The sequence below is a fragment of the Gordonia otitidis NBRC 100426 genome, from assembly GCF_000248075.1.
In the GTDB taxonomy this organism is placed as follows: domain Bacteria; phylum Actinomycetota; class Actinomycetes; order Mycobacteriales; family Mycobacteriaceae; genus Gordonia; species Gordonia otitidis.
Window position 1 is genome coordinate 107,502 of record NZ_BAFB01000065.1, and the last position, 24,781, is coordinate 132,282.

Annotated in this window: 22 protein-coding genes and 1 riboswitch; of the genes, 11 read left to right on the forward strand and 11 right to left on the reverse strand. The window is 66.5% G+C overall.

What is annotated here, in order from left to right; translation table 11 throughout:
* The first annotated feature begins 3 nt into the window (after window positions 1-3).
* Window positions 4-1,110 carry a branched-chain amino acid aminotransferase gene (locus GOOTI_RS06400; protein ID WP_007237753.1) on the forward strand — a complete coding sequence of 369 codons (1,107 nt, stop codon included), beginning with the start codon at window positions 4-6 and terminating at the stop codon, window positions 1,108-1,110.
* A 19-nt stretch (window positions 1,111-1,129) separates the two neighbouring features.
* Here the strand turns inward: GOOTI_RS06400 and GOOTI_RS06405 are convergent, their stop codons facing one another.
* The 3 genes from GOOTI_RS06405 to GOOTI_RS06415 are packed head-to-tail and all read right to left on the reverse strand — an operon-like array spanning window position 1,130 to window position 4,527.
* Window positions 1,130-1,915: an adenosylcobinamide-GDP ribazoletransferase gene (locus GOOTI_RS06405; protein WP_039993641.1), complete on the reverse strand. Its 786-nt coding sequence runs from the start codon at window positions 1,913-1,915 to the stop codon at window positions 1,130-1,132.
* 19 nt (window positions 1,916-1,934) lie between these two features.
* Window positions 1,935-3,842, reverse strand: coding sequence for a nicotinate-nucleotide--dimethylbenzimidazole phosphoribosyltransferase (gene cobT / locus GOOTI_RS06410; protein ID WP_007237755.1), 1,908 nt, complete (start codon window positions 3,840-3,842; stop codon window positions 1,935-1,937).
* 7 nt (window positions 3,843-3,849) lie between these two features.
* Window positions 3,850-4,527 carry a DUF3043 domain-containing protein gene (locus GOOTI_RS06415; RefSeq protein WP_039993588.1) on the reverse strand — a complete coding sequence of 226 codons (678 nt, stop codon included), beginning with the start codon at window positions 4,525-4,527 and terminating at the stop codon, window positions 3,850-3,852.
* A 132-nt stretch (window positions 4,528-4,659) separates the two neighbouring features.
* On the opposite strand from GOOTI_RS06415, the gene GOOTI_RS06420 reads away from it, so the two are divergent.
* The 3 genes from GOOTI_RS06420 to GOOTI_RS06430 all read left to right on the forward strand — a co-directional run bounded on the left by GOOTI_RS06420 (window position 4,660) and on the right by GOOTI_RS06430 (window position 7,413).
* Window positions 4,660-5,730 carry a glycerate kinase family protein gene (locus GOOTI_RS06420; protein ID WP_007237757.1) on the forward strand — a complete coding sequence of 357 codons (1,071 nt, stop codon included), beginning with the start codon at window positions 4,660-4,662 and terminating at the stop codon, window positions 5,728-5,730.
* 196 nt (window positions 5,731-5,926) lie between these two features.
* Window positions 5,927-6,286 (forward strand): HesB/IscA family protein, encoded by a 360-nt coding sequence (locus GOOTI_RS06425; RefSeq protein ID WP_007237758.1) that lies wholly within the window; start codon window positions 5,927-5,929, stop codon window positions 6,284-6,286.
* Between the two features lie 155 nt (window positions 6,287-6,441).
* Window positions 6,442-7,413, forward strand: a complete 972-nt coding sequence (locus GOOTI_RS06430; RefSeq protein ID WP_217997285.1) for a carbohydrate kinase family protein — start codon at window positions 6,442-6,444, stop codon at window positions 7,411-7,413.
* Between the two features lie 20 nt (window positions 7,414-7,433).
* Here GOOTI_RS06430 and asnB read toward each other — a convergent pair whose 3' ends face one another.
* The gene (gene asnB, locus GOOTI_RS06435; protein ID WP_007237760.1) at window positions 7,434-9,359 is read right to left on the reverse strand and encodes an asparagine synthase (glutamine-hydrolyzing); all 1,926 of its coding nucleotides are present in this window, start codon (window positions 9,357-9,359) and stop codon (window positions 7,434-7,436) included.
* Between the two features lie 363 nt (window positions 9,360-9,722).
* Between asnB and ctaC the strand changes: the two genes are divergently transcribed.
* The 3 genes from ctaC to GOOTI_RS06450 are packed head-to-tail and all read left to right on the forward strand — an operon-like array spanning window position 9,723 to window position 11,864.
* Window positions 9,723-10,877, forward strand: coding sequence for an aa3-type cytochrome oxidase subunit II (ctaC, locus tag GOOTI_RS06440; protein WP_007237761.1), 1,155 nt, complete (start codon window positions 9,723-9,725; stop codon window positions 10,875-10,877).
* Window positions 10,874-11,290, forward strand: coding sequence for a cytochrome c oxidase subunit 4 (locus tag GOOTI_RS06445; protein WP_007237762.1), 417 nt, complete (start codon window positions 10,874-10,876; stop codon window positions 11,288-11,290). The genes ctaC and GOOTI_RS06445 overlap by 4 nt, the downstream gene beginning before the upstream one ends.
* Window positions 11,291-11,309: 19 nt before the next feature.
* Window positions 11,310-11,864: a GNAT family N-acetyltransferase gene (locus GOOTI_RS06450; protein WP_007237763.1), complete on the forward strand. Its 555-nt coding sequence runs from the start codon at window positions 11,310-11,312 to the stop codon at window positions 11,862-11,864.
* Window positions 11,865-11,944: 80 nt separating this feature from the next.
* On the opposite strand, the gene GOOTI_RS06455 is transcribed toward GOOTI_RS06450, so the two are convergent.
* The 5 genes from GOOTI_RS06455 to ctaE all read right to left on the reverse strand — a co-directional run bounded on the left by GOOTI_RS06455 (window position 11,945) and on the right by ctaE (window position 18,105).
* Window positions 11,945-13,450, reverse strand: coding sequence for a bifunctional phosphatase PAP2/diacylglycerol kinase family protein (locus tag GOOTI_RS06455; protein ID WP_007237764.1), 1,506 nt, complete (start codon window positions 13,448-13,450; stop codon window positions 11,945-11,947).
* 201 nt (window positions 13,451-13,651) lie between these two features.
* Complete coding sequence (gene qcrB / locus GOOTI_RS06460; RefSeq protein WP_007237765.1) at window positions 13,652-15,265, reverse strand: cytochrome bc1 complex cytochrome b subunit; 1,614 nt, start codon at window positions 15,263-15,265, stop codon at window positions 13,652-13,654.
* Window positions 15,262-16,422: a cytochrome bc1 complex Rieske iron-sulfur subunit gene (qcrA, locus tag GOOTI_RS06465; protein ID WP_005176195.1), complete on the reverse strand. Its 1,161-nt coding sequence runs from the start codon at window positions 16,420-16,422 to the stop codon at window positions 15,262-15,264. The genes qcrB and qcrA overlap by 4 nt, the downstream gene beginning before the upstream one ends.
* Window positions 16,419-17,387, reverse strand: coding sequence for a cytochrome bc1 complex diheme cytochrome c subunit (gene qcrC, locus GOOTI_RS06470; RefSeq protein ID WP_039993645.1), 969 nt, complete (start codon window positions 17,385-17,387; stop codon window positions 16,419-16,421). The genes qcrA and qcrC overlap by 4 nt, the downstream gene beginning before the upstream one ends.
* Window positions 17,388-17,490: 103 nt before the next feature.
* A complete protein-coding gene (gene ctaE, locus GOOTI_RS06475; RefSeq protein WP_174299120.1) occupies window positions 17,491-18,105 on the reverse strand; it encodes an aa3-type cytochrome oxidase subunit III in 615 nt (204 codons plus the stop codon).
* A 159-nt stretch (window positions 18,106-18,264) separates the two neighbouring features.
* On the opposite strand from ctaE, the gene GOOTI_RS06480 reads away from it, so the two are divergent.
* Window positions 18,265-18,777 (forward strand): hypothetical protein, encoded by a 513-nt coding sequence (locus GOOTI_RS06480; protein ID WP_051997875.1) that lies wholly within the window; start codon window positions 18,265-18,267, stop codon window positions 18,775-18,777.
* A 68-nt stretch (window positions 18,778-18,845) separates the two neighbouring features.
* A complete protein-coding gene (gene trpD, locus GOOTI_RS06485; RefSeq protein ID WP_039993591.1) occupies window positions 18,846-19,910 on the forward strand; it encodes an anthranilate phosphoribosyltransferase in 1,065 nt (354 codons plus the stop codon).
* 6 nt (window positions 19,911-19,916) lie between these two features.
* Here the strand turns inward: trpD and GOOTI_RS06490 are convergent, their stop codons facing one another.
* Window positions 19,917-20,195: an Lrp/AsnC family transcriptional regulator gene (locus tag GOOTI_RS06490; protein ID WP_005176218.1), complete on the reverse strand. Its 279-nt coding sequence runs from the start codon at window positions 20,193-20,195 to the stop codon at window positions 19,917-19,919.
* On the reverse strand, window positions 20,192-21,985 hold the full coding sequence (locus tag GOOTI_RS06495; protein WP_039993593.1) for a DEDD exonuclease domain-containing protein: 1,794 nt from the start codon (window positions 21,983-21,985) through the stop codon (window positions 20,192-20,194). Before GOOTI_RS06495 ends, GOOTI_RS06490 begins: the two co-directional genes overlap by 4 nt.
* 647 nt (window positions 21,986-22,632) lie before the next feature.
* A riboswitch (cyclic di-AMP (ydaO/yuaA leader) is annotated at window positions 22,633-22,816 on the forward strand.
* A 15-nt stretch (window positions 22,817-22,831) separates the two neighbouring features.
* Between GOOTI_RS06495 and GOOTI_RS06505 the strand changes: the two genes are divergently transcribed.
* Both GOOTI_RS06505 and GOOTI_RS06510 read left to right on the forward strand, forming a co-directional pair.
* A complete protein-coding gene (locus GOOTI_RS06505; protein WP_007237770.1) occupies window positions 22,832-23,533 on the forward strand; it encodes a C40 family peptidase in 702 nt (233 codons plus the stop codon).
* Window positions 23,534-23,801: 268 nt separating this feature from the next.
* Window positions 23,802-24,773 (forward strand): C40 family peptidase, encoded by a 972-nt coding sequence (locus GOOTI_RS06510; protein ID WP_007237771.1) that lies wholly within the window; start codon window positions 23,802-23,804, stop codon window positions 24,771-24,773.
* Window positions 24,774-24,781 lie beyond the last annotated feature (8 nt).

Consider the following 24,781-nt stretch of genomic DNA (forward strand, 5'->3'; position numbering starts at 1 on the left):
CCAATGACCTTGCAGTTCACCCGTACCGAGCATCCCCATCCGGTGTCGGAATCCCGTCGTGCGGAGATCCTGTCCGCACCCGGATTCGGCAAGTACTTCACCGACAACATGGTGCTGGTGGACTACGACGTCGACCGTGGTTGGCACAGCGCGAAGGTCACGCCCTACGGTCCCATCGCACTCGATCCCTCGGCGATGGTGCTGCACTACGGTCAGGAGGTCTTCGAGGGCCTCAAGGCCTACCGGCAGCCCGACGGTTCGATCGCAGCATTCCGGCCGGAGGCCAATGCGCTGCGGCTGCAGCGTTCCGCCGAGCGCCTTGCCATGCCGCCCCTACCCGTCGACGATTTCATCGAGTCGTTGCGTGCGCTCCTGGCCGCCGACAACGAATGGGTTCCGCCCGCAGGCGGCGAGGAGTCGCTGTACCTGCGTCCGTTCATGTTCGCGTCTCAGGCGGGGCTCGGTGTGAACGCGCCGTCGTCGCAGTACGTCTACTCGGTGATCGCCTCTCCGGCGGGCGCCTACTTCTCCGGTGGGATCAAGCCGGTGAGCGTGTGGCTCTCGACCGAATACGTGCGGGCTGCTCCCGGCGGTACCGGAGCCGCCAAGTGCGGCGGCAATTACGCCGCGGCATTCCTCGCGCAGGCGCAGGCCACCGCGCAGGGATGCGATCAGGTGGTCTGGCTCGACGCCGTCGAACGTCGCTTCATCGAGGAGATGGGCGGCATGAACCTGTTCTTCGTGTTCGGCTCCGGCGCCGACGCGCGACTGGTGACCCCGGAGTTGTCCGGCTCGCTGCTGCCGGGCATCACCCGCGAATCGCTGCTGACGCTCGCCACCGATGCGGGTTTCGCCGTCGAGGAACGACGCATCTCGACCGAGGAACTCCGAAAAGGTGTGACGTCGGGCGATATCACCGAGGTCTTCGCATGCGGCACCGCCGCCGTCATCACCCCGGTGGGTCACGTCAAGAGCGACACCGACGACTACACCATCGGTGACGGCACGACAGGTGAGGTCACGCAGGCACTGCGCGACACACTCACCGGTATCCAGCGCGGTACGTTCGCCGACACCCACGGCTGGATGACCACGCTCTACCCGGCCTGATCCGCCGCGCCGGTCGGGCTCAGATCAGCAGACCGACCAGTGCGATGGCCGTCGACAACTCGATGACCGCGCCGAGGACGTCGCCGTTGACGCCGCCCATGCGTCGTGAGCAGTGTCGGGTGAACAACCAGGCGAAAGCCAGCACGACGAGTGCGGTGGCGCCCGCCCGGACAGCCGAAGCGACGTCGAAGTCGTTGTGGGACAAGGGCTGCCAACCGCCGACCAGGATCATGGCGACGAACGTGAGTACCGACCACACGACGACCGAAGTGCGCTGGGTACCCGCAACCAGCGCGCCGAACCCGGTCGTGCGTGCCGGTGGAAGCGACGATCGACACGCGACGACGACCGCCACACGTCCCAGCACGATTGCCGCGGCGATCGCCGACCAGCGCGACTGATCGGACAGCGCTGCGAACCCGGCGGTGTCGACGATCATCACGACCGCGATCGTCGCGGCGCCGAACGGTCCGGTCGAACCGCTGTGCATCACCTCAGCGACCTTGTCGGGGGAGCCATAGCAGCCGAGTCCGTCCGCGGTGTCGGCCAGACCATCGAGATGCATACCACGCGTACCGATGCCGAGTACGACGACGAGCAGGATGCCGATCAGGGTTGCGGTCAGGTGCGTGAGGCTCAGACCCCACGCGATGACGGCGACGAGAAGACCGAGTAGCAGTCCCACCACCGGTACAGCGGAGATCGCAGCTCCGCCGAACCGCCGGTCGAACGTGTCGTCGCGCCGACTGACCGGAATGATGGTGAGCCATGAGAGCGCGCCTCCGACGGCGTCGACCGGCGACATCCTCTCGCGCACGCTCGGGTCAGACCCCCGCGCTGCTGGTCGTCGAGGAATCCTCTGATCGGGGATCGTCGGCGAGGTGATCACCGGCTTGCGTGGCCTCGTGTTCGGCCTCCGCGGACTCGGCATCACTGACGCCCGCCTCGTCGAACGTCGACATGCTGCGCAGGATCTCCACCGACGACGAGATGATGGGCAATGCCATCAACGCACCGCTGCCCTCGCCGAGCCGCATCTGGAGGTCGAGGATGGGTTCGAGATCGAGGTGCTCGAGCGCGAAAGCGTGCGCCGGCTCGACCGAGCGATGCCCTGCGACCCACCAGGCGGGCGCGCCCGGCGCGAGTTCTGCAGCCACGAGCGCCGCCGCGGTGACGACGACACCGTCGAGGATCACCGGCGTTTTCCGCACCGCGGCCTGCGCCAGGAAACCGGCCATCGCAGCGAGGTCGGCACCCCCGACCGCGGCCACGAGCGCGAGGGGATCGTGCAGGTGGCGTCGCCCGCGCCGCATGCCGTCGCGGATCGCCGCGGTCTTGCGCATCCACCCGATGTCGTCGATGCCGGTGCCGCGTCCGACGACCTCGACCGGTTCATGACGTGTGAGTGTGCCGACGAGAACCGCGGCAGGCGTGGTGTTTCCGATGCCCATCTCGCCCGCGATCAGCAGGTCGGCCCCGGAGTCGACGAGGTCGTCGACGATCGCACGACCGGCGGCGACTGCCGAGCGCGCCTCGGCGATCGACAGTGCGTCGGTGACACGGAGATCGCCGCTGCCGCGTCGGACCTTGTACCCGGAGACCTCCGGCGGGGTGTCGGCGTCGACCGACATGTCGACGACCCGAACCGTCGCGCCGCTCTGTCGGGCCAGCACGTTGACCGCGGCGCCGCCCGAGGTGATGTTCGCGACCATCTGGGCGGTCACCTCGGGCGGGTAGGCCGAGACACCGGCCTGCGCCACACCGTGATCGCCGGCGAACACCACGACCGTGGCCTGCTCGATCGACCGTGGCGGGCACACACCCTGGCATGCGGACACCCACACGCTGAGTTCCTCGAGTCTTCCCAGCGATCGAGCAGGCTTGGTCAACGTGAGCTGGCGCGCCCGTGCGGCGTCGGCGACGGCATCGTCGGGACGGTCGATGTGGTCGAAGACCTCGGCGTCGATCGGATCGATCTCACGCGCCGCGAGCGCCGCGACCACGGGAGCCGATGGTGCCGTCGGCGCGGATGTCGGTGCTGTGGGCGCTTCGGCCGGTGCTGTGGGCGAGACCTCCGGTGCTGCGGGCGCTTTCGCCGGTGCTGTGGGCGAGACCTTCGGTGCTGTGGGCGCTTCGGCCGGTGCTGCGGGCGCGGTTTCCGGTGCCGTCGGCGAAACGGACGGTGCCGTCGGCGTTGAGGGGGCGGGGAGTTCGACGACCCGACCGGCGACCACGAGCAGCACACGGTCGCAGACGGCTGCGACGGCCGCATTGAGGGCGCCGAGCTCGTCCTGGAATAGGCGACCCGCCGGTGTCGAAGGGACCGGTGCCAAGCCGACCTCGGGACTGATGATCACCAGGTCCGCGGTGACGCCGGCGATGGCTGCGCACAGTTGCTCGGTGCGCTCGGAACGATCGGTCGGCGACGTCCACCCGTCGGTGGCGTCGATGTCGGCTGCCAGCCAGTTGCCCAGGTCGTCGACGAGTGTCGCGGTGTCGGGTGCGACCGACAGTTCCGCGGTGAGGTCAGTGGTCTCGACAGTCGTGTACCGCGCGTCACGTCGGCGCCGGTGTTGCTCGACGCGCGCCACCCACTCGGCGTCTGAGGTCAGAGTCGGCCCGGTGGCGATATAACGGACAGCGCGCTGGTGGGCGAGCATCGACTCACCCACACCCGACTTGCCCGAGCGCACGCCCCCGAGCACCAGTGTGCGGGGGCCCCTCGTGGTCATCGTCAGCTCAGACCTCGTCGCCCGGGGAGACCTGTGGCTTGGGCGCGCGCATCCGGCGGAGCTGCATGGCGCGGGTGAAGGCGTACCAACCGAGTCGGAAGCCTGTGTCGTCGGTGTCGGGGAAACGCTCCTGAACACGCTTGTTGACGAGACGACCGAGGATGACGGCGTCGATGGCCATCAATACGACGAAGGCCAGCAGCACGAAATTGGCGTACGCGGCGATCGACGGCAGGAACATCACCACGATCAACACGATGGCGAACGGCATGAACAGCCCCGCGAAGTTGCGCCGGGAATCGACGATGTCGCGGGTGTAGCGGCGTACCGGGCCCTTGTCGCGGGGCATCAGGTAACGCTCGTCGCCCTCCATCATCTTCTCGCGCTGCTCAGCACGCTGGGACCGACGTTCGTCGTTGAGTCTGCGGCGATCCTCGCGACTCATGGTGCTCTTCAGTTGCTTCTTGCGGGCGCGAGCCTCTGCGCGGGTGGTCGGCGGTGGCGCCACCGGGCCGCGACGTCGACCCTCGGCTTCGCGACGAGACGGCGTCGGGCGACCCTTGCCCGGTGTGTACGCACTGCCCCTGGTCTCGGTCGTGGGCTCGTCGATCGTCATCGGCGTATCCGCAGTCGACACGGAGCCCTCATCGGCGGTGTCGTCGTCCTTGTTCCATGGCAGTCTCACGCCTTCGAGGGTAGGTGATCTGCGCTGCCGGGGTTCGCGGACCTCCCTATACTTCCGGTGCATGGCCTCTCCGGGCGTGAGCGCGCGCACCTGCACCGACATCAGTTCCAGCGGTCGGCATGGAGGTCGCTGATGCGAGTACTGATCGCACCCGATTCCTTCGGTGACACACTCACCGCGGTCGAGGCGGCGAGTGCCATCGGACAGGGGTGGTCGGCGGGGCGTCCGGACGACGAGATCACGCTCGCTCCGCAATCGGACGGGGGACCTGGATTCGTCGACGTACTCGCGACACGGTTCGGGCGTCGCGTCACCGAGAAGATCGTCGGGCCCCTCGGCGCCTCGGTGACCGCGCAGTGGCTGCTCGACGACAGAAACCCCGACAAACCGGTCGCCTATATCGAGTGCGCCCAGGCATGCGGACTACACCAACTAGGCGGCGGACCCACGCCACGCACCGCACAGTCGGCCGACACCTTCGGGGTCGGCCTACTCGTCGACGCCGCGCTGCGCGCGGGGGCGCGTGAGATCGTCGTCGGGCTCGGGGGAAGTGCCACCACCGACGGCGGTCGCGGCATGATCGACGCGCTCGGTGGGACCGCGGCGGCGAGCGCCCGACTTGCCGACCTCGCCCTGGTGGCGGCCTCCGACGTCGAGAACCCCCTGCTCGGGCCTCTCGGTGCCGCCGCGGTGTTCGGGCCGCAGAAGGGCGCGGACCCCGACACCGTGGGGCGTCTCGAGGAGAGACTGACCCAGTGGGCGCGCGTGCTCGGGTCGATGGCGGGCAGAGATATCAGCGCAGAACCCGGCGCCGGGGCGGCAGGAGGGCTCGGTGCCGCGTTGCTCGCCCTGGGCGCGCACCGTGTGTCGGGAGCCACCGTGGTCGCCGAGGCCACCGACCAGGCGTCGGAGATCGCTCGCGCGGATCTCGTGCTGACCGGCGAGGGAAAGTTCGATTCCCAGACGCTGCGCGGGAAGGTCGTGTCGGCGCTGAACGCCGCGGCGGCTGCGACAGGAGCGCCGACCATCGTCTTTGCAGGTCAGGTGGCGCTGACGCCCGAGGAGATCACCGCAGCCGGTATTGCGCACGCGTACTCCATCGTCGAGCAGGCGGGTTCTGTCGAACTCGCGATGAGCGACGCGCGTGCTCAGCTCACCGCCCTCGCCACGCGAGCCGCCACCACGTCGGGCGAGGACGGTTGAGGGTCGACGACAGTCTGCGGGCACCGGGAATAGGTACACAGGGGGTACGGTTGACAAGAGACGAACAACAGGCCTGCATCGTCAGCCGACGCGTTCGAGTCCGCTGTCGCAGCGAGGTGTACACCGAGCCTGCGTGACCAGGGCAGCACGACCGGGGCCGAGCACCAACGGCACCATCACAGTACGAGGAGCATCGATGACCGTTCAGAACGAATCCGGAACAGCGACCACCACCGGCGTCATCCTGACCGACGCGGCAGCAGCCAAGGCCAAGGCGCTGCTCGATCAAGAGGGCCGCGACGACCTGTCGCTGCGCATCGCCGTCCAGCCCGGCGGATGCGCGGGACTGCGCTACCAGCTCTTCTTCGACGACCGCTCACTCGACGGAGACCTGACCGCCGACTTCGGTGGTGTCACGCTCGCCGTCGATCGGATGAGTTCGCCCTACGTGCAGGGCGCGACCATCGACTTCGTCGACACGATCGAGAAGCAGGGTTTCACCATCGACAACCCCAATGCGACGGGTAGCTGCGCCTGCGGCGATTCGTTCAACTGAGCGTCGTCTTTCACGCCTGTCACCGACCGCATCCCGGCAGTAGCCGGGGTGCGGTCAGTCATTTCCGGCACCTTGGGTAGCGTGTATTGCGGTTCGTGTCGGGCATCCATGACGAGTCCGACGACCACCACACCGCGGAGAGGCTTGGGGAAACAGTGGCAATCGTTGTATGTGGTTCCATCGCGACAGATCATCTGATGAAGTTCCCGGGAAAGTTCTCCGAACAGATTCTCGCCGACCATCTCGAGCACATCTCGTTGAGTTTCCTGGTCGAAGACCTCGTCGTCCGACGCGGGGGAGTCGCGGGCAACATCACGTATGCGATGGGTGAGCTCGGGCAGTCGCCGGTCCTCGTCGGCGCGGTGGGCGCCGACTTCCACGACTATCGCCAGTGGCTCGAGTCCCACGGCGTCGACTGCCGCGGCGTGCGGATCTCGGAGACACAGCACACCGCCCGATTCATGTGCACCACCGACGAGACGATGGCACAGCTCGCGACGTTCTACGCCGGTGCGATGAGCGAGGCGCGCGACATCGATCTCGCTGACGTCGTCGACCGCGTCGGAAACCCCGAAATCGTGTTGATCGGTGCCGACGACCCCGAGGCGATGCTCCGCCACACGCGCGAATGTCGACGCCTCGGCATCCCGTTCGCCGCAGACCCGTCACAGCAACTGGCCCGGCTCGACGGCGAGCAGGCGCGCGAGTTGATCGAAGGCGCGGCCTACCTGTTCACCAACGACTACGAGTGGGGCCTGCTGCGGCAGAAGACCGGGCTGTCGGAGGCACAGGTCTCCGAATTGATCGGCGTGCGCGTCACCACGCTCGGTGGTGACGGCGTCGACATCGTCGACCGTGACGGCACGCGCACACACGTCGCCGTGGTTCCCGAGACCGCGAAGGTCGATCCCACGGGCGTCGGCGACGGCTTCCGCGCCGGATTCCTCTCGTCGGTGTCGGCAGGACTCGGCTTCGAGCGCGCGGCTCAGGTGGGATCGATGGTCGCGGTGTTGGTTCTCGAGACGATCTCGACGCAGGACTGGGCATGGGACCGTGACGAGGCGCTCGAGCGCATCGAGGGCGCGTACGGCGCCGACGCCGCGAAGGAGATCGCCGCGGCGATCTGAGGTCCCGCCGTCCCGTGCGTCTAGAGCCGCACGGGATAGCTGTGGTCGGTGATCTCGGGCACGAGGGTCTTCTCGACGAAGATGGCGTGCCAGATCATGAACATGAGGAGCGTCCAGAGCCGTCGGCTGTTGTCGACGATGCCTGCCCGGTGCTCGTCGAGCATGTCGAGAATCGGCTGCTTGTTCAGCAGATAGTCGGTCTGCGACTTCTCGATGGTCTCCCGCGCCCAGTCGTACATCTCCGGACCAGCCAGCCAGTGTCGGATGGGGACCGGGAATCCGAGCTTCTTGCGGTGTAGCACGTGCGGCGGAACGATCTGTTCGAGCGCCTTGCGCAGGGCATACTTGGTGGTCCCGTGGCTGATCTTCTCGTCGAAGGGCAGTGCCTCCGCCACCTTGAACACCTCGTTGTCGAGGAACGGCACGCGCAGCTCCAGCGAATTGGCCATCGTCATCTTGTCGGCCTTGACGAGGATGTCGCCGCGTAGCCACGTGTACAGGTCGATGTGCTGCATCCGCGCGACAGGATCCCAGCCGTCGCTGCGCGCATAGATCGGCTCGGTCACGTCGGTGTGTGTCCACTCGGGTCGATAGTCGCGGAGCACCGCGCGCAGTCGGGCGTCGTCGAAGCTACGGGCGTTGCCGTAATAGCGCTCTTCGAGGGTCAGCGACCCGCGATGCAGAAGACTCTTGCCGCGCGTGCCCTCGGGGATGCGATCGGAGACCTTGCCCGCCAGATGGCGTAGCGCAGTGGGTAGCCTGTCGAAGCCCTTGAGCGACAGTGGTTCCTTGTAGATGGTGTAGCCGCCGAAGAGTTCGTCGGCGCCCTCCCCGGAGAGCACGACCTTGACGTGCTCACGGGCGGTCTGTGCGACGAAGTACAGCGGAACCAGCGCCGGGTCGGCCACCGGGTCGTCGAGATACCAGATGATCTCCGGGATCGCCGCGATGTACTCCTCGGGGGTGACCATGCGCACGATGTGTCGGGCACCGATCGCGGCCGCGGACTCCGCTGCCACGTCGGCCTCGGAATAGCCTTCGCGTTCGAATGCTGCGGTGAACGTGATCAGGTCGGGGTTGTGCTGGATCGCCAGCGCCGCGATGGCCGTCGAATCGATGCCGCCGGACAGGAACGAACCGACGGTGACGTCGGCGCGCATGTGCTTGGCCACGGAGTCGGAGAGGACGTCGGCGATCTCGTCGTATCGCTTCTGGCGAGTGGCGTCGGTGAAGGGGCGGACCGAGAACTGCGGAGTGAAATAGCGCGTGATCGACGGTGCACCGCCCGGATGCACGGTCGCGTAGGAGCCGGACTCGAGTCGACGGATCGACGAGTGCAGCGACTCGGGTTCGGGGACGTACTGCAACACGACGTAGTGCTCGAGGGCGCGCTCGTCGAGGGTGTCGGGCAGCCCGAGGCGCCCGATCAGCTCGAGGAGACTCTTCTTCTCGCTGCCGAACGCGGTACCGCCAGGACCGGTCGCGAGGAACATCGGCTTGATGCCGAACGGATCGCGGGCCAAGAACACCGAGCGCGTCTCGGTATCCCAGATGGCGAAGGCGAACATGCCGCGTAGCCGCCGAACGGACTCGGGCCCCCAGTGGTGGAAGGCCGCGACGATGGCCTCGCCGTCGCCCTCGGTGCGGAAAATTGCGCCCTCGTCGGCGGCGAGTTGCGCACGGATCTCCAGATAGTTGTAGATCTCGCCGTTGAAGACCAGCGCGTACCGGTCGGGATTCTCCGGAGGTCCCCAGCGCAGCGGCTGATGTGAATGGTCGATGTCGATGATCGACAGCCGATTGAAGCCGAGCACGATGTCGGTGTCGTTCCACGTTCCGGGCTCGTCAGGGCCACGGTGACGCATGCAGTGCGAGGCGTTGGCGACGAGGTCGACGGCATCGGCCGCCGTGTCGTCAGAGGTCAACAGACCGAGCAAGCCACACACCAGTAAAGCCTCTTTCGACGCGGGGATCGTTGAGCGGCAGTGACCTCACCGCCGCGGTCACGAGTATGCCGTATGCGGGCAGGCGACGGCCCGTCGGCTACACCCCGCAATCCGCTGAAACACGGGGTCGCGCGGGCCCCGACCGACGACGGAAACGATTTCGACGCGCGAAGTCACCCCAACCGAAAAAGTTCCCACGAGTTGGTCTACGCTGCGTAGTACATGGCGCGAAGGCTGCGCTTCGGTGCCCGCTGCACGGTGAGAGTTGCCTTGCACGGCCCGATGTCGCCGACAGCGTCGTTGCAGGTCAGGTGGGATGCGACTCGGACGTCGGGATCGGCGGTTCCGAGCTGGCAGGAAGGCGTGAAATTGGCACACGGTGAACGGCCCCGCGTACGGCGTGTCACGTCCGCGTCGCGGAAGGCCAACCGGGTCGGCCTCAAGCGGGCCGGAGCTGTCGCGGCGCTCGGCGTCGGTGCACTGTTGATGTCGGGTTGCGACGCACGTACCGCGATGCGGTTCGGCTGGCCGCACGGTGTGACACCCGAGGCCACAGACATGGGCAACCTGTGGACCTGGTCGGTCATCGCCGCCCTCGTCATGGGCATCATCGTCTGGGCTCTGATCTTCTGGACGATCACCTTCCACCGCTACAAGCCGGGCAAGGGCAAGGACGAGTTCCCGCGCCAGACCGCCTACAACGTGCCGTTGGAACTGGCCTACACCGCCATCCCCTTCGTGATCATCGCGGTGCTCTTCTACTTCACCGTGATCGTGCAGACCAACGTCGAGAAGAAGACCGACGACCCGAAGGTGGTCGTCGACGTCACCGCGTTCCAGTGGAACTGGAAGTTCGGCTACCGGGACGTCACGTTCAACGACGGCGGCACCTACAACGGCTTCGTCCGCGACGGCAACCCGTTCGATCTCGAAACCCAGAACACCCGGCAGATCCACGACGGCGAGACCATCGAGCTCCCCGGTCCCGACGGTGGACGCAGCAACGATGTGCGTGACTACCTGAAGTTCAACCAGATCGAGACGGTGGGATCGTCGGCCACGATCCCGGTCCTCGTTCTCCCGACGAGTAAGCGGATCGAGTTCGACCTCGCCTCCGCCGACGTCGTCCACTCCTTCTGGGTTCCGGAGTTCCTCTTCAAGCGTGACGTGATGCCGTTCCCGAAGCAGAACCACACCGACAATCGGTTCCAGATCTCGTCGATCGACCGCGAGGGCGCATTCGTCGGACGTTGCGCCGAGATGTGCGGCACCTACCACTCGATGATGAACTTCGAGGTGCGTGCGGTGTCGCCGCAGGACTTCGACGCCTACATCAAGTACCGGCAGGCGCGTCCGCAGGCTACGAACGCTCAGGCGCTGCAGCACATCTGCCAGCAGCCCGAGTCGGTCGTCACCGTTCCGTTCGACACCCGTCGTGCCACCGACGGCTCGGTCGGGGCAACCGGCGACGCGGGCAACACGAAGATCGCGAACTGCACGATCGGAGCACTCCAGTGAAAATCGAAGCCAGACTCTTCGAACTGCTCACGCTCTTCTTCGCAGGCGCGGGCGTCATCTACACCGTGTTGACCGCTCTCACCGACAACGGTGTCGAGTGGGTCGGCGTGGTCGGCATGTTCTTCAGCGCGGGTCTGACGCTGATCGCGGGCACCTACTTCCGGTTCGTGTCGCGACGCGTGGAAATCCGCCCCGAGGACTACGAGGATGCCGAGATCGAAGACGGCGCAGGCGAACTGGGCTTCTTCAGCCCCGGTTCGTGGTGGCCGATCCTCATCGCCGCCAGCGCTGCACTGTTCGCGATCGCATTCGCCACCGGCAACATCTGGCTGGCGATCTTCGCCGCCGCGTGCATCATCGGTAGCGCAGCGGGTCTCGTCTTCGAGTACATCGTCGGACCCGAGAAGCACTGACACGGCACTCAAGCCGCACGTGACCACAGCCGCACCCGAGCTTCGGGTGCGGCTGTGTCATACTTCCCAGCTCGAGACACACCGGTTCGCGCAATTGCGCAGGCTGTGCGAGACGGCTTTCGACGGGGATTTCGACGCGTTCGATTTCGACCATGCGCTCGGGGGAATGCACGCGTTGGTCGTCGACGCCGACGACCAACTCCTCGCACACGCGGCGGTCGTCGCCCGCGCGGTACTCGTCGGCGACAGGCCGTTGCGCTGCGGCTACGTGGAGGCTGTCGCCGTGGCTCCCCAGCACCAGCGGCGTGGGTTCGGCGGTGCCGTCATGACCGCCGTCGAGGAGGTGATCGAGCGTGCATACGATCTCGGTGCCCTCGGCGCCTCCGACGCGGGCGCGCGGCTGTATCGCACGCACGGTTGGCGGGCGTGGCGCGGAAGTCTCGGAGTGCTCAGCCCTGACGGTTGGGTGCCGACGCCGGATGACGAGGGCGCCGTCCTCGTCCGTGCGGTCGGCGTCAACGTGTCGTTCGACGAACGGCTGACCTGCGACTGGCGGGCGGGCGACGTCTGGTGATCTACCGCAACCTCTGGTGACGTACCGCGGAGTCGCCCGGGCCGACAGTGACGTTCGTACGTCATGCTTCGGGGCCGCCCTCAGTCGGGCACGATGCTGTCGCCGTAGACCTTGAGCGTCCGGTATGCCGCGCGGAAGTGTGCCGACGTGTAGGCCTCACCGACCTCACCGTCGTGGGCGATGGTCGTGGGCTCGGCTGTGGTGAAGGTGAACTCGGGGACCTGCATCTCGTGATAGAGCTTGGAGCGCTGCAGGAGTCCCGTCACCAGGCTCGACAGGACGCGGATCGTTGCGAATCGTCGGCCCGACTCCAGGAATCGGACGTCGAGGAGTCCGTCGTCGAGTCGCTCGCGGCGTGCCGGCGCGAATCCGGCGGAGCCGTACATCGACGTTCCGACGAGAAACAGTGACGTCTGCACCGTGGCGCCGTCGATGGTGATCTCTACCGGTGTCGAGTGGCGTGCCACCTGCAGCATGGCGAGTGCGCTGGCGGCGCCCTTGCCCACCCGGTGCTCCCATTTCGTTCGTGCGCGCACGAAGTGCGGGTAGGCGCCGATACTGGCCGTGTTCAGGATGAGTCGTTCGTCGTTGAGTGTCGCCGCATCCACGAGGGTTGCGGTGCCCGAACGCACCTTGGCGATCGACGCGTCGACATCCGCACACCCGATGTCGCGAGCGAAGTGGTTGAAGGTTCCGCCAGGGAAGACGGCGAGCGGCAGGTCGGCGTCGTGCGCCGCGGCAGCGATGGTGGCGACAGTACCGTCGCCACCGCAGACGCCGAGCGCGGTGGCACGCGCTGCGGCATCGCGGGCGATGGCCGCGTAATCGTCGTCCGGTCCGAGCTCGACGACTTCGGCACCGGGGAACTGGGTCCGCACGGCGCGGAGGACCTCGGCGCCGTTTCCATTTCCCGATGCGGGATTGCCGAGTACGACGAGCCCCGCACCGTCGTGCGGAAGGGGAGCGTTCACCGTGCTCGGGGCCGGGGTGGCGATGTTGTGCGGGATGATCGGCGGCACGAGCTTGCCGCCGAGTGTCGCAATACCCGCGCCGATGCCGAACCCGATGAACACATCACCCGGGTAGTGGGCACCGGTGGCCACACGCGACAGCCCGACCAGGCCGGCCAGCGCCGACATGACGAGACCCAGCGGTGGGGACTCGAGCGCTACACCGACGGAAAATGCTGCGGCACTTGCCGAGTGGCCGGAGGGCAGTGAGTTCGACGTCGGTTGGTGTGCGCCGCGGCGGATGAGCGGCACGACCGACGGGGAAGGGCGCTTGCGCTGCCGGATGCGTTTGGCCCCCTGATTGGTGACCAGACTCGTGACGGCCAGCGAGGTGAGGCCACGGACGGCGGCGCGCTGCCAGCGCGGGCGCCCGCTGAGGATGAGGCCCGCGCCTATGCCCATCCAGAGCTTCGAGTGATCTGCGGCGGCCGTGAGTGGTGGCATCGTGCGATCGAGGAGGGGACTCGGCGAACGAGCGATCGTCTGGAAGAGGTTGGCGTCGAGAGTGCCGAGACCCTTCGTCAGCTCGTGGAGGGAGTCCGGTCGGCGACGTCCGATGTGTCGCAGTCGTGTCATCGTTTCACCGTAGCGACTCGGCGGGGGAGGGGAGTGGAACCCCGCCAGGTCGCGCGCCGTCTCGCGCTTGTCACGCTGTCGGGCGACCGTCGGTTCCGGCCATCACCATCGACCCGCAGAAGTGCTGTCCCACAACGACACACGGCTGCCGTCGCGGTGAGGCGACGGCAGCCGTGTGGTGACTGCTGTATCGGACGCAGGTCAGTCGAGCGGGTTACCGCCCTTGGCCTGCAGCTCCCGCAGGGCGTCGATCTCCTCGCGCTCCTGCTCGTGCGCGAACTCGACGTTGCGCTTCTGCTGCTCGGGCGGATCGGCGACCATGACCGAACCGGTACCGGGCGCGCCCGACGAACCGAGTTTGTTCATCCGCTTCGGGATCGCTGCACCCTCGTAGGGGAGCGGGATCGCGTGACCGTGGTCGTCGACCGGGCCGAGTGGCTGGTGGATCTCGATGTACTCACCCTGCGGCAGGCGCTTGATGATGCCCGTCTCGATGCCGTGCTCGAGAACCATGCGATCACTGCGCTGTAGTCCGAGCGCCCAGCGATAGGCGATGAAGTACGCCAGCGGAGGCACGATGATCAGACCGATACGGCCCATCCACGTCGTCGCGTTCAGCGAGATGTGGAACTTCAGCGCGATGATGTCGTTCATACAACTCAACGTGAGGATGATGTAGAACGAGAACGCCATTGCGCCGATCGCCGTCCGCACGGGGGTGTCGCGCGGGCGCTGGAGCAGGTTGTGATGCTCGTCGTCGCCGGTGAACTTCTTCTCTATCCACGGGTAGGCGAACATCACCACGAACATCAGGGTGATGATCACGACGACCCAGAAGATGGCCGGGATCGTGTAGTTGCCGAGATAGAGCTCCCACGCAGGCATCAGACGGGCCAGACCGTCGGTCCACATCATGTAGATGTCGGGCTGCGAACCCGCGGACACGTGCGCCGGGTTGTACGGACCGATCACCCAGACCGGGTTGATCTGGAAGATGCCGGCCATGATCGCGAGGATGCCGGCGGTGAACGCGAACATCGCGCCACCCTTCGCGGCGAACACCGGGAGGATACGAACGCCGACGACGTTCTTCTCGGTGCGTCCGGGACCGGGGAACTGGGTGTGCTTCTGGTACCAGACCAACGCCAGGTGGGCGCCGATGAGTGCCAGGATGATGCCCGGGAACAGCAGGATGTGCAGTACGTACAGGCGAGGGATGATGATGTCGCCCGGGAACTGACCACCGAACAATGCCCAGTGGATCCACGTGCCGACCAGCGGGATGCCGAGGACGATGCCGCTCATCGCGGCGCGGACGCCGGTACCCGACAGGAGGTCGTCGGGCAGTGAGTATCCGAAGAATCCCTCGAACATCGCCAGGATCAGCAGCAGGCAGCCGATGATCCAGTTGGCCTCGCGGGGGCGTCGGAACGCGCCGGTGAAGAAGATGCGCGCCATGTGGATGATGATCGACGCCGCGAACAGCAGCGCTGCCCAGTGGTGGATCTGGCGGACGAACAGACCGCCGCGGACCTCGAACGAGATGTTCAGGGTGGTCTCGTAGGCGCGCGTCATCATCACGCCGTTGAGCGGCTGATAGGCGCCGTGGTAGGTCACCTCCGACATCGACGGGTCGAAGAAGAAGGTGAGGTACACACCGGAGATCAGCAGGATGACGAAGCTGTAGAGCGCCACCTCGCCGAGCATGAACGACCAGTGGCTCGGGAACACCTTGTTGATCTGACGCCGCATGCCTGCGGCGAGGTGATACCGGGAATCGACCTCTTCGGCCTGCTTCGCGAGACGATTGCTCATGACTTGCGCTCCCAGAATGCGGGTCCGACGGGCTCGATGAAGTCGCCTGCGGCGACCATGTACCCCTGATCATTGACCGTCAGCGGCAGCTGCGCCAGTGCACGGGCGGCCGGACCGAACACCGGCTTGGCGTACTCGAGAGCGTTGAACTGCGACTGATGGCACGGGCAGAGGATGCGGTTGGTCCGCTGCTCGTAGAGCGAGGTCGGGCAGCCGAGGTGGCTGCAGACCTTCGTGTAGGCGAAGTAGTCGCCGTAGTTGAAGCTCTCCTGACCCTTGCGCTTGATCGCACGGGCGGCGTCCTCGGGACGCAGACGGATGAGCATGACGGGATTGGACACGTAACGCAGGCCCCAGAGCAGCTTCTCGCGCGACTCCTCGGTCTCGCCGTAGCCGTCGGAGACGCGCCACGGGAAGACGGTCTCCATGCCGCCCGAGTCGAGGTCCTCGGGTCGGACGAGGGCCACCTGGTAGGGGTTGCCGGTGTCGCGACGCAGGAAGACCGTCTCGTTGGGCTGCGATTTCGGGTTGTAGATCGGCGACCAGCCGGTGTGCCACAGCGGTGCGTCCTCGCGCTTGGCCCATGGGTTCTTGATGAATCCGCCGAGACCCGCGACGACGCCCGTCAGAGCAAGCGCGCCGAAGGCGAACAGTCCGGAGCCGATGAGCATCTTGCGGCGACCGAGGGTCGACTTGGTGCCCGAGTCTACGAGTTCGGCGACGATGGTCTTCTTGTCGACCTCGGTCGATCCGGGGCCGTCGTGACGATCCTGGACCGCGATCTCCGACGGGATGAACTTCTTGGTGATCAGGACGAGTGCGATACCGATCGACAGGATCGACAGTCCGAACGTGACACCGAGAAGAGGCGTGTTCAGCGTGTAGCGCCAGTAGTCGGAGGTGCCGGGGAGAGCGAACTCCCAGTGGTTCCACAGGAAGATCACGAAGCAGGCCAGCGCGGAGATCCCGGCGATGGTCAGCCACACCGCGATCTGTCGTTCGGCGCGCTTCTCGGCCTTGGTGCCCGGTTCAGGGAAACGCTCACCCCGATGGATGATCTCGACGCCGTCGAGGTTGGTACCCAGCTTGACCAGGTCGTCATTGGTCATCTGGTCCAGCTCATCGGCGGACGGCGTGTCCTTGTCCGTGGTGCTCATGTTCGTGATCCCATCCACATCGCGGCGGCGACGACCGCCACAACTCCGACAAACCACATCACCATGCCCTCACTGACCGGGCCGAAGCCGCCGAGGCTCAGACCGCCCTGGGGCTTGGATTCGGTGACGTACTTGATGAAGCCGATGATGTCCTTCTTCTCGTCGAGCGAGAGCTGACGGTTGGAGAACTTCGGCATGTTCTGCGGCCCGGTGAGCATGGCCGTGTAGATCTGCTGTTCCTTGACGTTGTCGAGTGTCGGGGCGAACTTGCCCGACGACAGCGCACCGCCGCGGCCGGTGAAGTTGTGGCACGACGCGCAGTTCAGGCGGAACAGTTCGCTACCGCGTCCGAGGTTCTCGCCGCGCAGCGACTCCTGCGCGAGGACGGGGAGCACGACCTCTTTCATCGATCCGTCGGCCTGACGCTGCATGACCTTCTCGGTCTTGCGCGTTCCGTCGGGGTTCTTCTCGAACAGCGGGCGAGGACCGCCGCCCTGCGACTGGATGTACGCACCGAGCTGATCGATCTGTGCGGTGTCGAACTTCGGGGGCTTGCGCAGTGCCTGGGCCTCACCACGGGCCGCGGGCATACGGCCGGTCGAGACCTGGAAGTAGACGGCTGCGTCGCCGACGCCGATCAATGACGGACCGCGGTCGGTCACGCCCTGCAGGTTGGCGCCGTGACACGTGATGCACGAGCTCTCGTAGAGCTTCTTGCCGTCCTGGATCAGCGCGGCGTCGTTGGTGTCGGCGACGGCGACCTGTGGCTTGGGGGACAGCAGGGAGGCGAGCACGCCTGCCATCATCAGGCCCGCGAGCAACAGCAGCGCGCCACTTGCGCGGCGGCGCAGCTTACGACGCGAACGTGACTTCTTCGCGGCGTTCGGCGCCTTGCTCGAGGTGACTGTGTCGACCTGACCAACGTCGGAAGGGCTATCCGACGGTCCCGGTGGAGATGAACTCATCATGGTCTCTCTACTAAGCGGACGGACTTCTCTAGCTGTTGGCGCGAACGTGGTTCCGGTGGAAGCACTCCCGCCTCAAGTCAGTTATTCGTTGCGATCGGTGTCATCGGATGAAGTAGATGGTGACGAATAGTGCGATCCACACGATGTCGACGAAGTGCCAGTAGTAGGACACGACGATCGCGGCAGTCGCCTGGTTCGGTGTGAACTTGGCGAGCTTGGTGCGAACCAGCAGGAAGATGAAGGCGACGAGACCGCCGATCACGTGGAGGCCGTGGAATCCGGTCGCCATGTAGAAGACCGAACCGTAGGCGCTCGACGAGAGGGTCGTGCCCTCGGCAACCAGGTGGTAGTACTCGTAGCCCTGGCCGCAGACGAAGAAGGCGCCCATCAGGAACGTCAGGATGTACCAGCGGCGCAACCCGAAGACGTCGCCACGCTCGGCGGCGAAGACGCCCATCTGGCAGGTCACCGACGACAGGATGAGCACGGTGGTGACCGGGATGGCCAGTTTCAGGTTCAGTTCGGTGGGCTCCGGCGGCCAACCGGCGGGGCCGGCATTGGCGCGTGCGACGAAATACATCGCAAAAAGTCCAGCGAAGAACATCAGCTCACTGGACAGCCACACGATCGTGCCGACACTCACCATGTTGGGGCGGTTGAGCGAGTGCACGCGCGAGGTGATGGCTGTTCCCGAGGTACCTACAGCGCTAGTCACAGATTGAAGTATGACGGTTCGTAGTACGCCCTGACCACTCGGGTCGGATATTCGTGGGAACTATTTCTCTTCCCGCTGGTAGGCGCCGCTCGGACACGCCTTTCGGCGTGTCAGGACCGTCGGTGGACCGAGCGTCGCAGGCGTGCTTTGCTCGACGCCATGGGTATCTCGGGTCGGCGGGATCCGCCGCCACGTCGCGCCGGGTTGCAGTTCGATCTCAACGGTCGTCCGGTGGCCCCGGGTCGCTGGGAAACCTTGCGGCGCGCGGTCATCGGTGACAAAGGCGCGTCGCGCGACGTCCTGACGCTCGCCGACGCGGACGTCGTCGTGGTCGCCGAGTCCGACGACGAGGCGGCATCGAGTTCGTCGGTCCTCGACGACTCGGCCCTGCGTCCCGACGCCCAGGCCATCGTGCGGCATGTGTTGGCCCTGCCCGCCGCGAACGTCGCGACGGCGGCGGAAGTGGCAGCACTCGACGACTACGAGTTGGTGTCCGTCGACGTGGTGGGAGACCGTTTCGAGATCCCTACGGGGCTGCAGGCGGTGGTCCTCGCACGAGTACAACGCGTCGACGCACTGCATCTGTCGCAGGAGCGCTCGCGGATGGCGAGCCTGGCCTCGAGGCACTTCGGACTGCCACTGGGCTGGCAGATAGCGCAGCGGCCGGGATGAACGGTGGAGCGCGCACGCTCCCGTGACCGCGGGATGCCCGAGTACGCAGGTCAACTAAGGTGCATGGGGTGAGTAGCGAGCAGAGTTACACCTGGCCGCAGATCCTGGGGGCCGTCACCGACGGGATCGACCTGACAGCCGACCAGGCGCGATGGGCGATGAACGAGGTCATGACCGACAGCGCGACGTCGGCGCAGATCGCCGCGTTCGGTGTCGGCGTGAAGATGAAGGGCGCCGCGCCCGCCGAGCTCGCTGGTCTGTCGGAGGCGATGCTCGAGCACGCGACGCTCGTCGACACCGATCGGGCGGCGATCGACATCGTCGGTACAGGCGGCGACCGCTCGCACACCGTGAACATCTCGACCATGACGTCGATCGTGGTGGCCGCGGCCGGTGAGCCCGTGGTCAAACACGGCAACCGGGCGGCGTCGTCGAAGAGCGGCGGAGCCGATGTCCTGGAGGCACTCGGGGTGACGATCTCGCTGGGCGCCACAGAGGTCGCCGCATGCATCGACGAGATAGGCATCGGATTCTGCTTCGCGCCGGTCTTTCATCCGGCGTTCCGGTTCACCGCGCCCGCCCGCCAGCAGATCGGCATCCCCACGGTGTTCAATGTCCTCGGTCCGCTGACCAATCCGGCCAATCCCCGCGCAGGACTGATCGGCTGCGCGTTCGGAGACCTCGCTCCCGTTCTCGCACAGGCGTTCGCCGACCGGGGTGGTTCGGTGCTCGTCGTGCGTGGCGACGACGGACTCGACGAGCTGACGACGACCACGACGTCGTCGGTGTGGCAGGTCGTCGACGGGACGGTCACCGAGCTCACGATCGACCCGCGCGACCTCGGTATCGATTACGTCGACCTGTCGGCCTTGCAGGGCGGCGACGCCACGGTGAACGCCGCCATTGCGCGCGAGCTGTTGTCGGGAACGACCGGACCGGTGCGCGACGCGGTACTGCTCAACGCCGCGGGCGCGCTCGTGGCCACCGAGCAGAAGACGCCGACTGACGACGCGGGACTGGCCGAAGCCTTCGTTGCGGCGACCGAACGTGCTGCCGAATCGATCGACTCGGGCGCTGCGGCCCGGCTCCTCGACAGGTGGGTCGAGGTCAGTGGGCGGCTCGCCACCACATAGGACCGATCACTCTTCGCCGATGGAGAAGCCGCCCTCGACGGCGCTCGACGAATAGCTGCGGAAGGCGATGTGCGTCGCACTGTGCCGCACACCGGGCAGACGATTGATCTTGCCGGTGACCACCTCGGCGATCTGCTCGTGATCGCGCACCCGGATCTTCGCGATCAGGTCGACATCGCCCGCGCACGAGTACACCTCTTCCACACCGGGAATGTCTGCCACGGCCTGCGCGGTCTCGGGGATCTGGTGAACGTCGGCGTCGATCAGGACGATGGCGGTGATCATGCGGGCAAGCGTAGTCGGCCGCTGTCGGTGCGCGGGTGCGACCGGTGCCGGGTTGTCGGAGCGTCGCGGGCGTGCCGTGCCGTCTGCGACCAGGCGAGCCACCGCTGTGCCGACGCGGCCGGTGTCGCCAACGGCTCGCTGGCGTCCACGACGCGCGTCGCGGGATCGGTCACCCAGCGGGACAGCAGGCCCGCCTCCTCGGGCGATGCTCCTCGCAGCGGTCCGTCGCCGGGGACGACGGTCTCGGCGGCAGCCACCAGCGAGGCGATCACCGGCATCGGCGCGTGTCCGCGCCGAGCGACTCCCGCGGCCGCGAGCCTGCCGTGCCGGATCACCGCGAGTTCCCAACCGCCGGCGCCGTCGGAACGCGCGACGACGAGTTCGGAGATGGTGCACAGCGCGGCCAGGCGCTGACACCGCGCGAGGTGATCGATGGCTGCAGCCATCCTGTCGCGGTGACGCGCGGCCGTTTCGAACATCTGGGCCTCGGAGATGACGTCGAGGCGTCTCGAGAGCGCGTCGAGGATGTCGTCGCATCGTCCGGCCACGAGGTCGACGACGGCGGTCACGGCCGGCAGATAGTCGGGAAGGGTCTGCGGGCGGGCCGATGCCGCGGCACAACCCCCGACGACGGGCCCACCGTCGTCGGGTAGACGACACCAGTGATGAGTCGCGGACGCGCCGAGCCGGGTGGAGCACGTCCGCAGTCCCGCGGCGCGCGCGATCAGCTCGGCGATCGTCGCGGCGGTGGTGCGATTGCCGACCGGTCCGATGCTGACCTCGCCCGGCGCCCGGGTGACGCGCAGACGAGCGAAACGTTCGCTGCTCAGCGTCACCCACCATCCGCGGTGCGGTTGCGTCGACCGACGGTTGTAGGCGGGTGCGTGTGCAGCGAGTAGCCGTAGTTCGCGTACACCGGCTTCGAGTGCGTGTGCGCACTCGACGTGATCGACACGATCGGCGAGCAGGACCATCTCGCCGATCCGGCGCCGGGGATCGGTACCGGAGAAGTAGGAGCGCACGCGTCGACGGAGATCCGACGCCGTGCCGACGTAGAGGACCTCGCCGCTCGGACCGCGGAACAGGTAGACGCCGGGGCGCGCGGGAATCCTGTCGGCGAGGTGGCGCTTCGCGCGCACTCTCGGATCGGTGCGCGGCAGGTACCGGGTGAGCTCGCGGTAACTCTGTACCCCCTGGTTGCCGACGCGCTCGAGGAGATGATGAAAGACCTCGACGGTGGCGCGGGCGTCGTCGAGCGCGCGGTGCGTCGGGCGCACGGTGACGTCGAACAGGTCGGCCAGCGCGGACAAGCGGACCGTCGGGGCCTCGTCGCGTCCGAGTATCCGTCGGGCCATGGTGACTGTGCACAGCGTTGCCGTGAACGGCCACTGGAGGTGCAGTCGGAGCGCGTTCTGCCGGAGGAACGACATGTCGAAACGCGCGTTGTGGGCGACGAGTATCGAACCGCGTGCGAACTCGATGAACGACGGCAGCACCTCGTCGATGCGGGGAGCGTCGTAGACCATCGCCTCGGTGATGCCGGTCAGCGCGACGATCTGGGGAGGGATGGGTGCCCCGGGATCGACGAGTGTGGCGAATTCGCCCAACACCTGGCCCCCGCGGATCTTGACCGCCCCGATCTCGGTGATGCGATCGTCGGTGGCGCTCCCGCCGGTGGTCTCGAGGTCGACGACGACGAGCGTCGTGTCGAACAGGGAACGATCCGAGAACTCGTCGTCGGCGTCGTCATCCAGGTCGGAGAACGACATTTGGTCACCGCTGCTTGTCACCTCGCGAACAGTAGTTCGAACCTCTGACAGCTCCGAGTCGTTGCTGGTGGGGCGCGTGTTCTCACTGGGACGCCCGGGCGAGGGGCCGTGATCTCGACGAGACCTGACCGAACTTGTCAGTGGGGGTGCCTAGTCTCGCCGTCAGATGGAGTCGGCGGATGCGCAGACCCGTCGGGAGGAGGGGAAGCCTCCCGACAGCACGCGCATCCAGGGCTCTACACCCCCACTGAGACGGAGATCACATCATGGACATCGACTGCAGCACCTGCCCCGGTCGCGACCACGCGTGCGACGAGTGTGTGATGACAGTACTTTTTGGACCACTGACCTGCGATGACGCTCCTGCCGCGAGGTGGCATGAGCGCCATGTCGCGACCCGCGATGGCGACGCCGAGATCGTCGCCGCCATCGATACGTTCACCCGTGCTGCAATGGCCTCCAGCGCTGATGCACGATCTGCAAGGGCAGCCATTCGCGCAGTTCAACCGGGGAATCCGGGCGCGCAATCGCCTACGCCGCGTGCCGGTTAGTCTCCACAGGTCGAACACGCTGTTTGTCGGCTAGTGGACAGACACGCTCCGGGTTTCGTAACCTTTCCGAGACCTTTGCGGAGCGTCCCGCTCCAACAGGAGAGGTTCGCAGGGGTCACCGCTCAATCGCCAGGACTGTCGAGTCCCGGCGTACCGGGGAACCACACATTTTTCGGAGTGATCCGAATGGGGTGAATCGCGCTCTCGTTCCGGTGTTCGCATCCGGACGCGCGTGTGCGTAGGGCCATTTCTTCCGGCCCGAATCCGACAGCTAACCCGGTCGGCGGTAGAGGGAGAACAAAGGAGAACACCCTTCGTGGCCAAACATCGTTTGGAACAGCCCGACCGCGGCAAGGTCGCAAAGAAGGCGGTAATCGCCGGGTCGATCACATTCGGCTCGCTTGCCGCTGCCGCTGGTCCCGCTCTGGCCGCCCCGGTCACCGTGCCCAATGTCGGCACCTTCGAACTACCGGGCGTCGACACCAAGCAGATCCCGGCGCAATTCCAGGAGCACAAGGCTCCGGTCGTCAAGAAGCAGGACGTCGCGAAGGCGCCCGACGCCACGGTCGAGATCCCGAACGTCGGCAAGTTCACGCTTCCGGGTATCAACGACAACCAGATCCCGCCGCAGCTGCGTCCGCAGGGTGGTCGCTCGCTGCTCGCCCCCACGCAAACCGCGGGTGAGAAGGCAGTGCGTGCCGCCGAGTCCAAGATCGGCGCCCCGTACTCGTACGGCGCCGCGGGTCCCGACGCGTTCGACTGCTCCGGACTGACGAGCTGGGCGTTCCGTCAGGCAGGGCTGACGATTCCGCGTGACAGCTACGGGCAGCTCGGTGGAGGTACACCGGTCGCCTCGCTGGCCGCTGCGAAGCCCGGCGACATCCTGGTGTTCAACGGTGGTGGACACGTCGGCCTCTACATCGGCAACGGACAGTTCATCCACGCATCGACCTACGGCGTCCCCGTGAAGAAGGACGTCGTGAAGAATTGGAGTCTGGTCGGTATCCGCCGCTACTGAGCGCGGAAGATTCTGATCGAGAGTTCGTGAGGTCGGGCGGTTCACGTCGAGATACGTGATCCGCCCGACCGGCGGTCTGGGCCGTGACGCTCACGTTAGGGTGGAGCGCGCGGCGTTCTCGTGTCCGCGAGGAGCCAACGAGACCGTCGGCGGTGAGGAGAGTGAACACAGAGTGGTTGCGGGATCGAAGGCGACGAGGCGTCGACCGCATTCGGCAGTGACCGTCGTCGTGATAGCGCTGATCATCGCTGTGGCGCAGGTCTTCTCGATGTCGATCGCGGGACCGTCGAACGCGGAGCCCGCTCGCACACCCGACCAACTCCTCACCGAGTACAAGAAGCTCAGCACAGACGCCGAGAAGTCGTCGGAATCGATGCACAACGCGCAGATCGAGTACGACAAGCAGCGGAACATCGTCACCACTGCCCGCAAGGACTCGGCCGACGCCCAGAAGAGTCTCGAGACCTCTCGAAAGACTCTCGGCGCGTACCAGAAGCGTGTCGACACGATCGTGCGTGCCAGTTACAAGGGTGCCCGCGTCAACCGGCTCTACGCCGTGCTCGTCAGTGACTCGCCGCAGTCGTTGCTCGACCAGATGTCGGGTCTCGAGGTGATCTCGCGACAGGCGTCGGCAGATCTGACCGGGTTGAAGAAGGCCCGCGCCCAGATGGCGTCGGCGAAGGCGAAGGCCGACCGCACCGCCGCCGAGGCCACCACGGCTGTGTCGGCCGCCGAGCGTGTTCGCGGGGATCTGCAGGCCAAGCAGGCCAATCTCCAACTCCAGGCCGTTCAGGTACGCGCGGTCTACGAGTCGATGACCGGCAAGCAACTCAATGCCCTGCGCGGACCCAAGTTCGATTTCGACCCCCGTGCGGTGCCCAAGGGCACCTCCGCGGCGCTTGCCGCCGTCCAGGCCGCTCTCACCCGGATCGGCGACCCCTACGTCTGGGGCGCAACCGGTCCTGATTCGTTCGACTGCTCGGGGCTCATGGTGTGGGCCTACCAGCAGGCCGGAAAGACTCTCCCGCGCTCGAGTGAGGCCCAGATGGGTTCGGGTACGGCCGTCGATCGCAACGACCTGCAGCCCGGGGACCTGATCATCTATTACCCGGACGCCCACCACGTCGGAATGTACGTCGGCGACGGCTATGTGATCCACGCGTCGACGTTCGGTGTCCCGGTCAAGGTGGTTCCCATCGACCAGGCCGGGCCGTACGCGGCCGCGCGTCGCTACGCGTGATGCGCGGA

What these genes read in the sequence shown, in the direction of transcription:
- GOOTI_RS06400 (WP_007237753.1), top strand. Translation starts at nt 4, where the DNA reads ATGACCTTGCAGTTCACCCGTACCGAGCATCCCCATCCGGTGTCGGAA.
- GOOTI_RS06405 (WP_039993641.1), bottom strand. Translation starts at nt 1,915, where the DNA reads ATGTCGCCGGTCGACGCCGTCGGAGGCGCGCTCTCATGGCTCACCATC.
- cobT (WP_007237755.1), bottom strand. Translation starts at nt 3,842, where the DNA reads ATGACCACGAGGGGCCCCCGCACACTGGTGCTCGGGGGCGTGCGCTCG.
- GOOTI_RS06420 (WP_007237757.1), top strand. Translation starts at nt 4,660, where the DNA reads ATGCGAGTACTGATCGCACCCGATTCCTTCGGTGACACACTCACCGCG.
- GOOTI_RS06425 (WP_007237758.1), top strand. Translation starts at nt 5,927, where the DNA reads ATGACCGTTCAGAACGAATCCGGAACAGCGACCACCACCGGCGTCATC.
- GOOTI_RS06455 (WP_007237764.1), bottom strand. Translation starts at nt 13,450, where the DNA reads ATGACACGACTGCGACACATCGGACGTCGCCGACCGGACTCCCTCCAC.
- qcrB (WP_007237765.1), bottom strand. Translation starts at nt 15,265, where the DNA reads ATGAGCAATCGTCTCGCGAAGCAGGCCGAAGAGGTCGATTCCCGGTAT.
- qcrA (WP_005176195.1), bottom strand. Translation starts at nt 16,422, where the DNA reads ATGAGCACCACGGACAAGGACACGCCGTCCGCCGATGAGCTGGACCAG.
- qcrC (WP_039993645.1), bottom strand. Translation starts at nt 17,387, where the DNA reads ATGAGTTCATCTCCACCGGGACCGTCGGATAGCCCTTCCGACGTTGGT.
- GOOTI_RS06480 (WP_051997875.1), top strand. Translation starts at nt 18,265, where the DNA reads ATGGGTATCTCGGGTCGGCGGGATCCGCCGCCACGTCGCGCCGGGTTG.
- GOOTI_RS06490 (WP_005176218.1), bottom strand. Translation starts at nt 20,195, where the DNA reads ATGATCACCGCCATCGTCCTGATCGACGCCGACGTTCACCAGATCCCC.
- GOOTI_RS06510 (WP_007237771.1), top strand. Translation starts at nt 23,802, where the DNA reads ATGTCGATCGCGGGACCGTCGAACGCGGAGCCCGCTCGCACACCCGAC.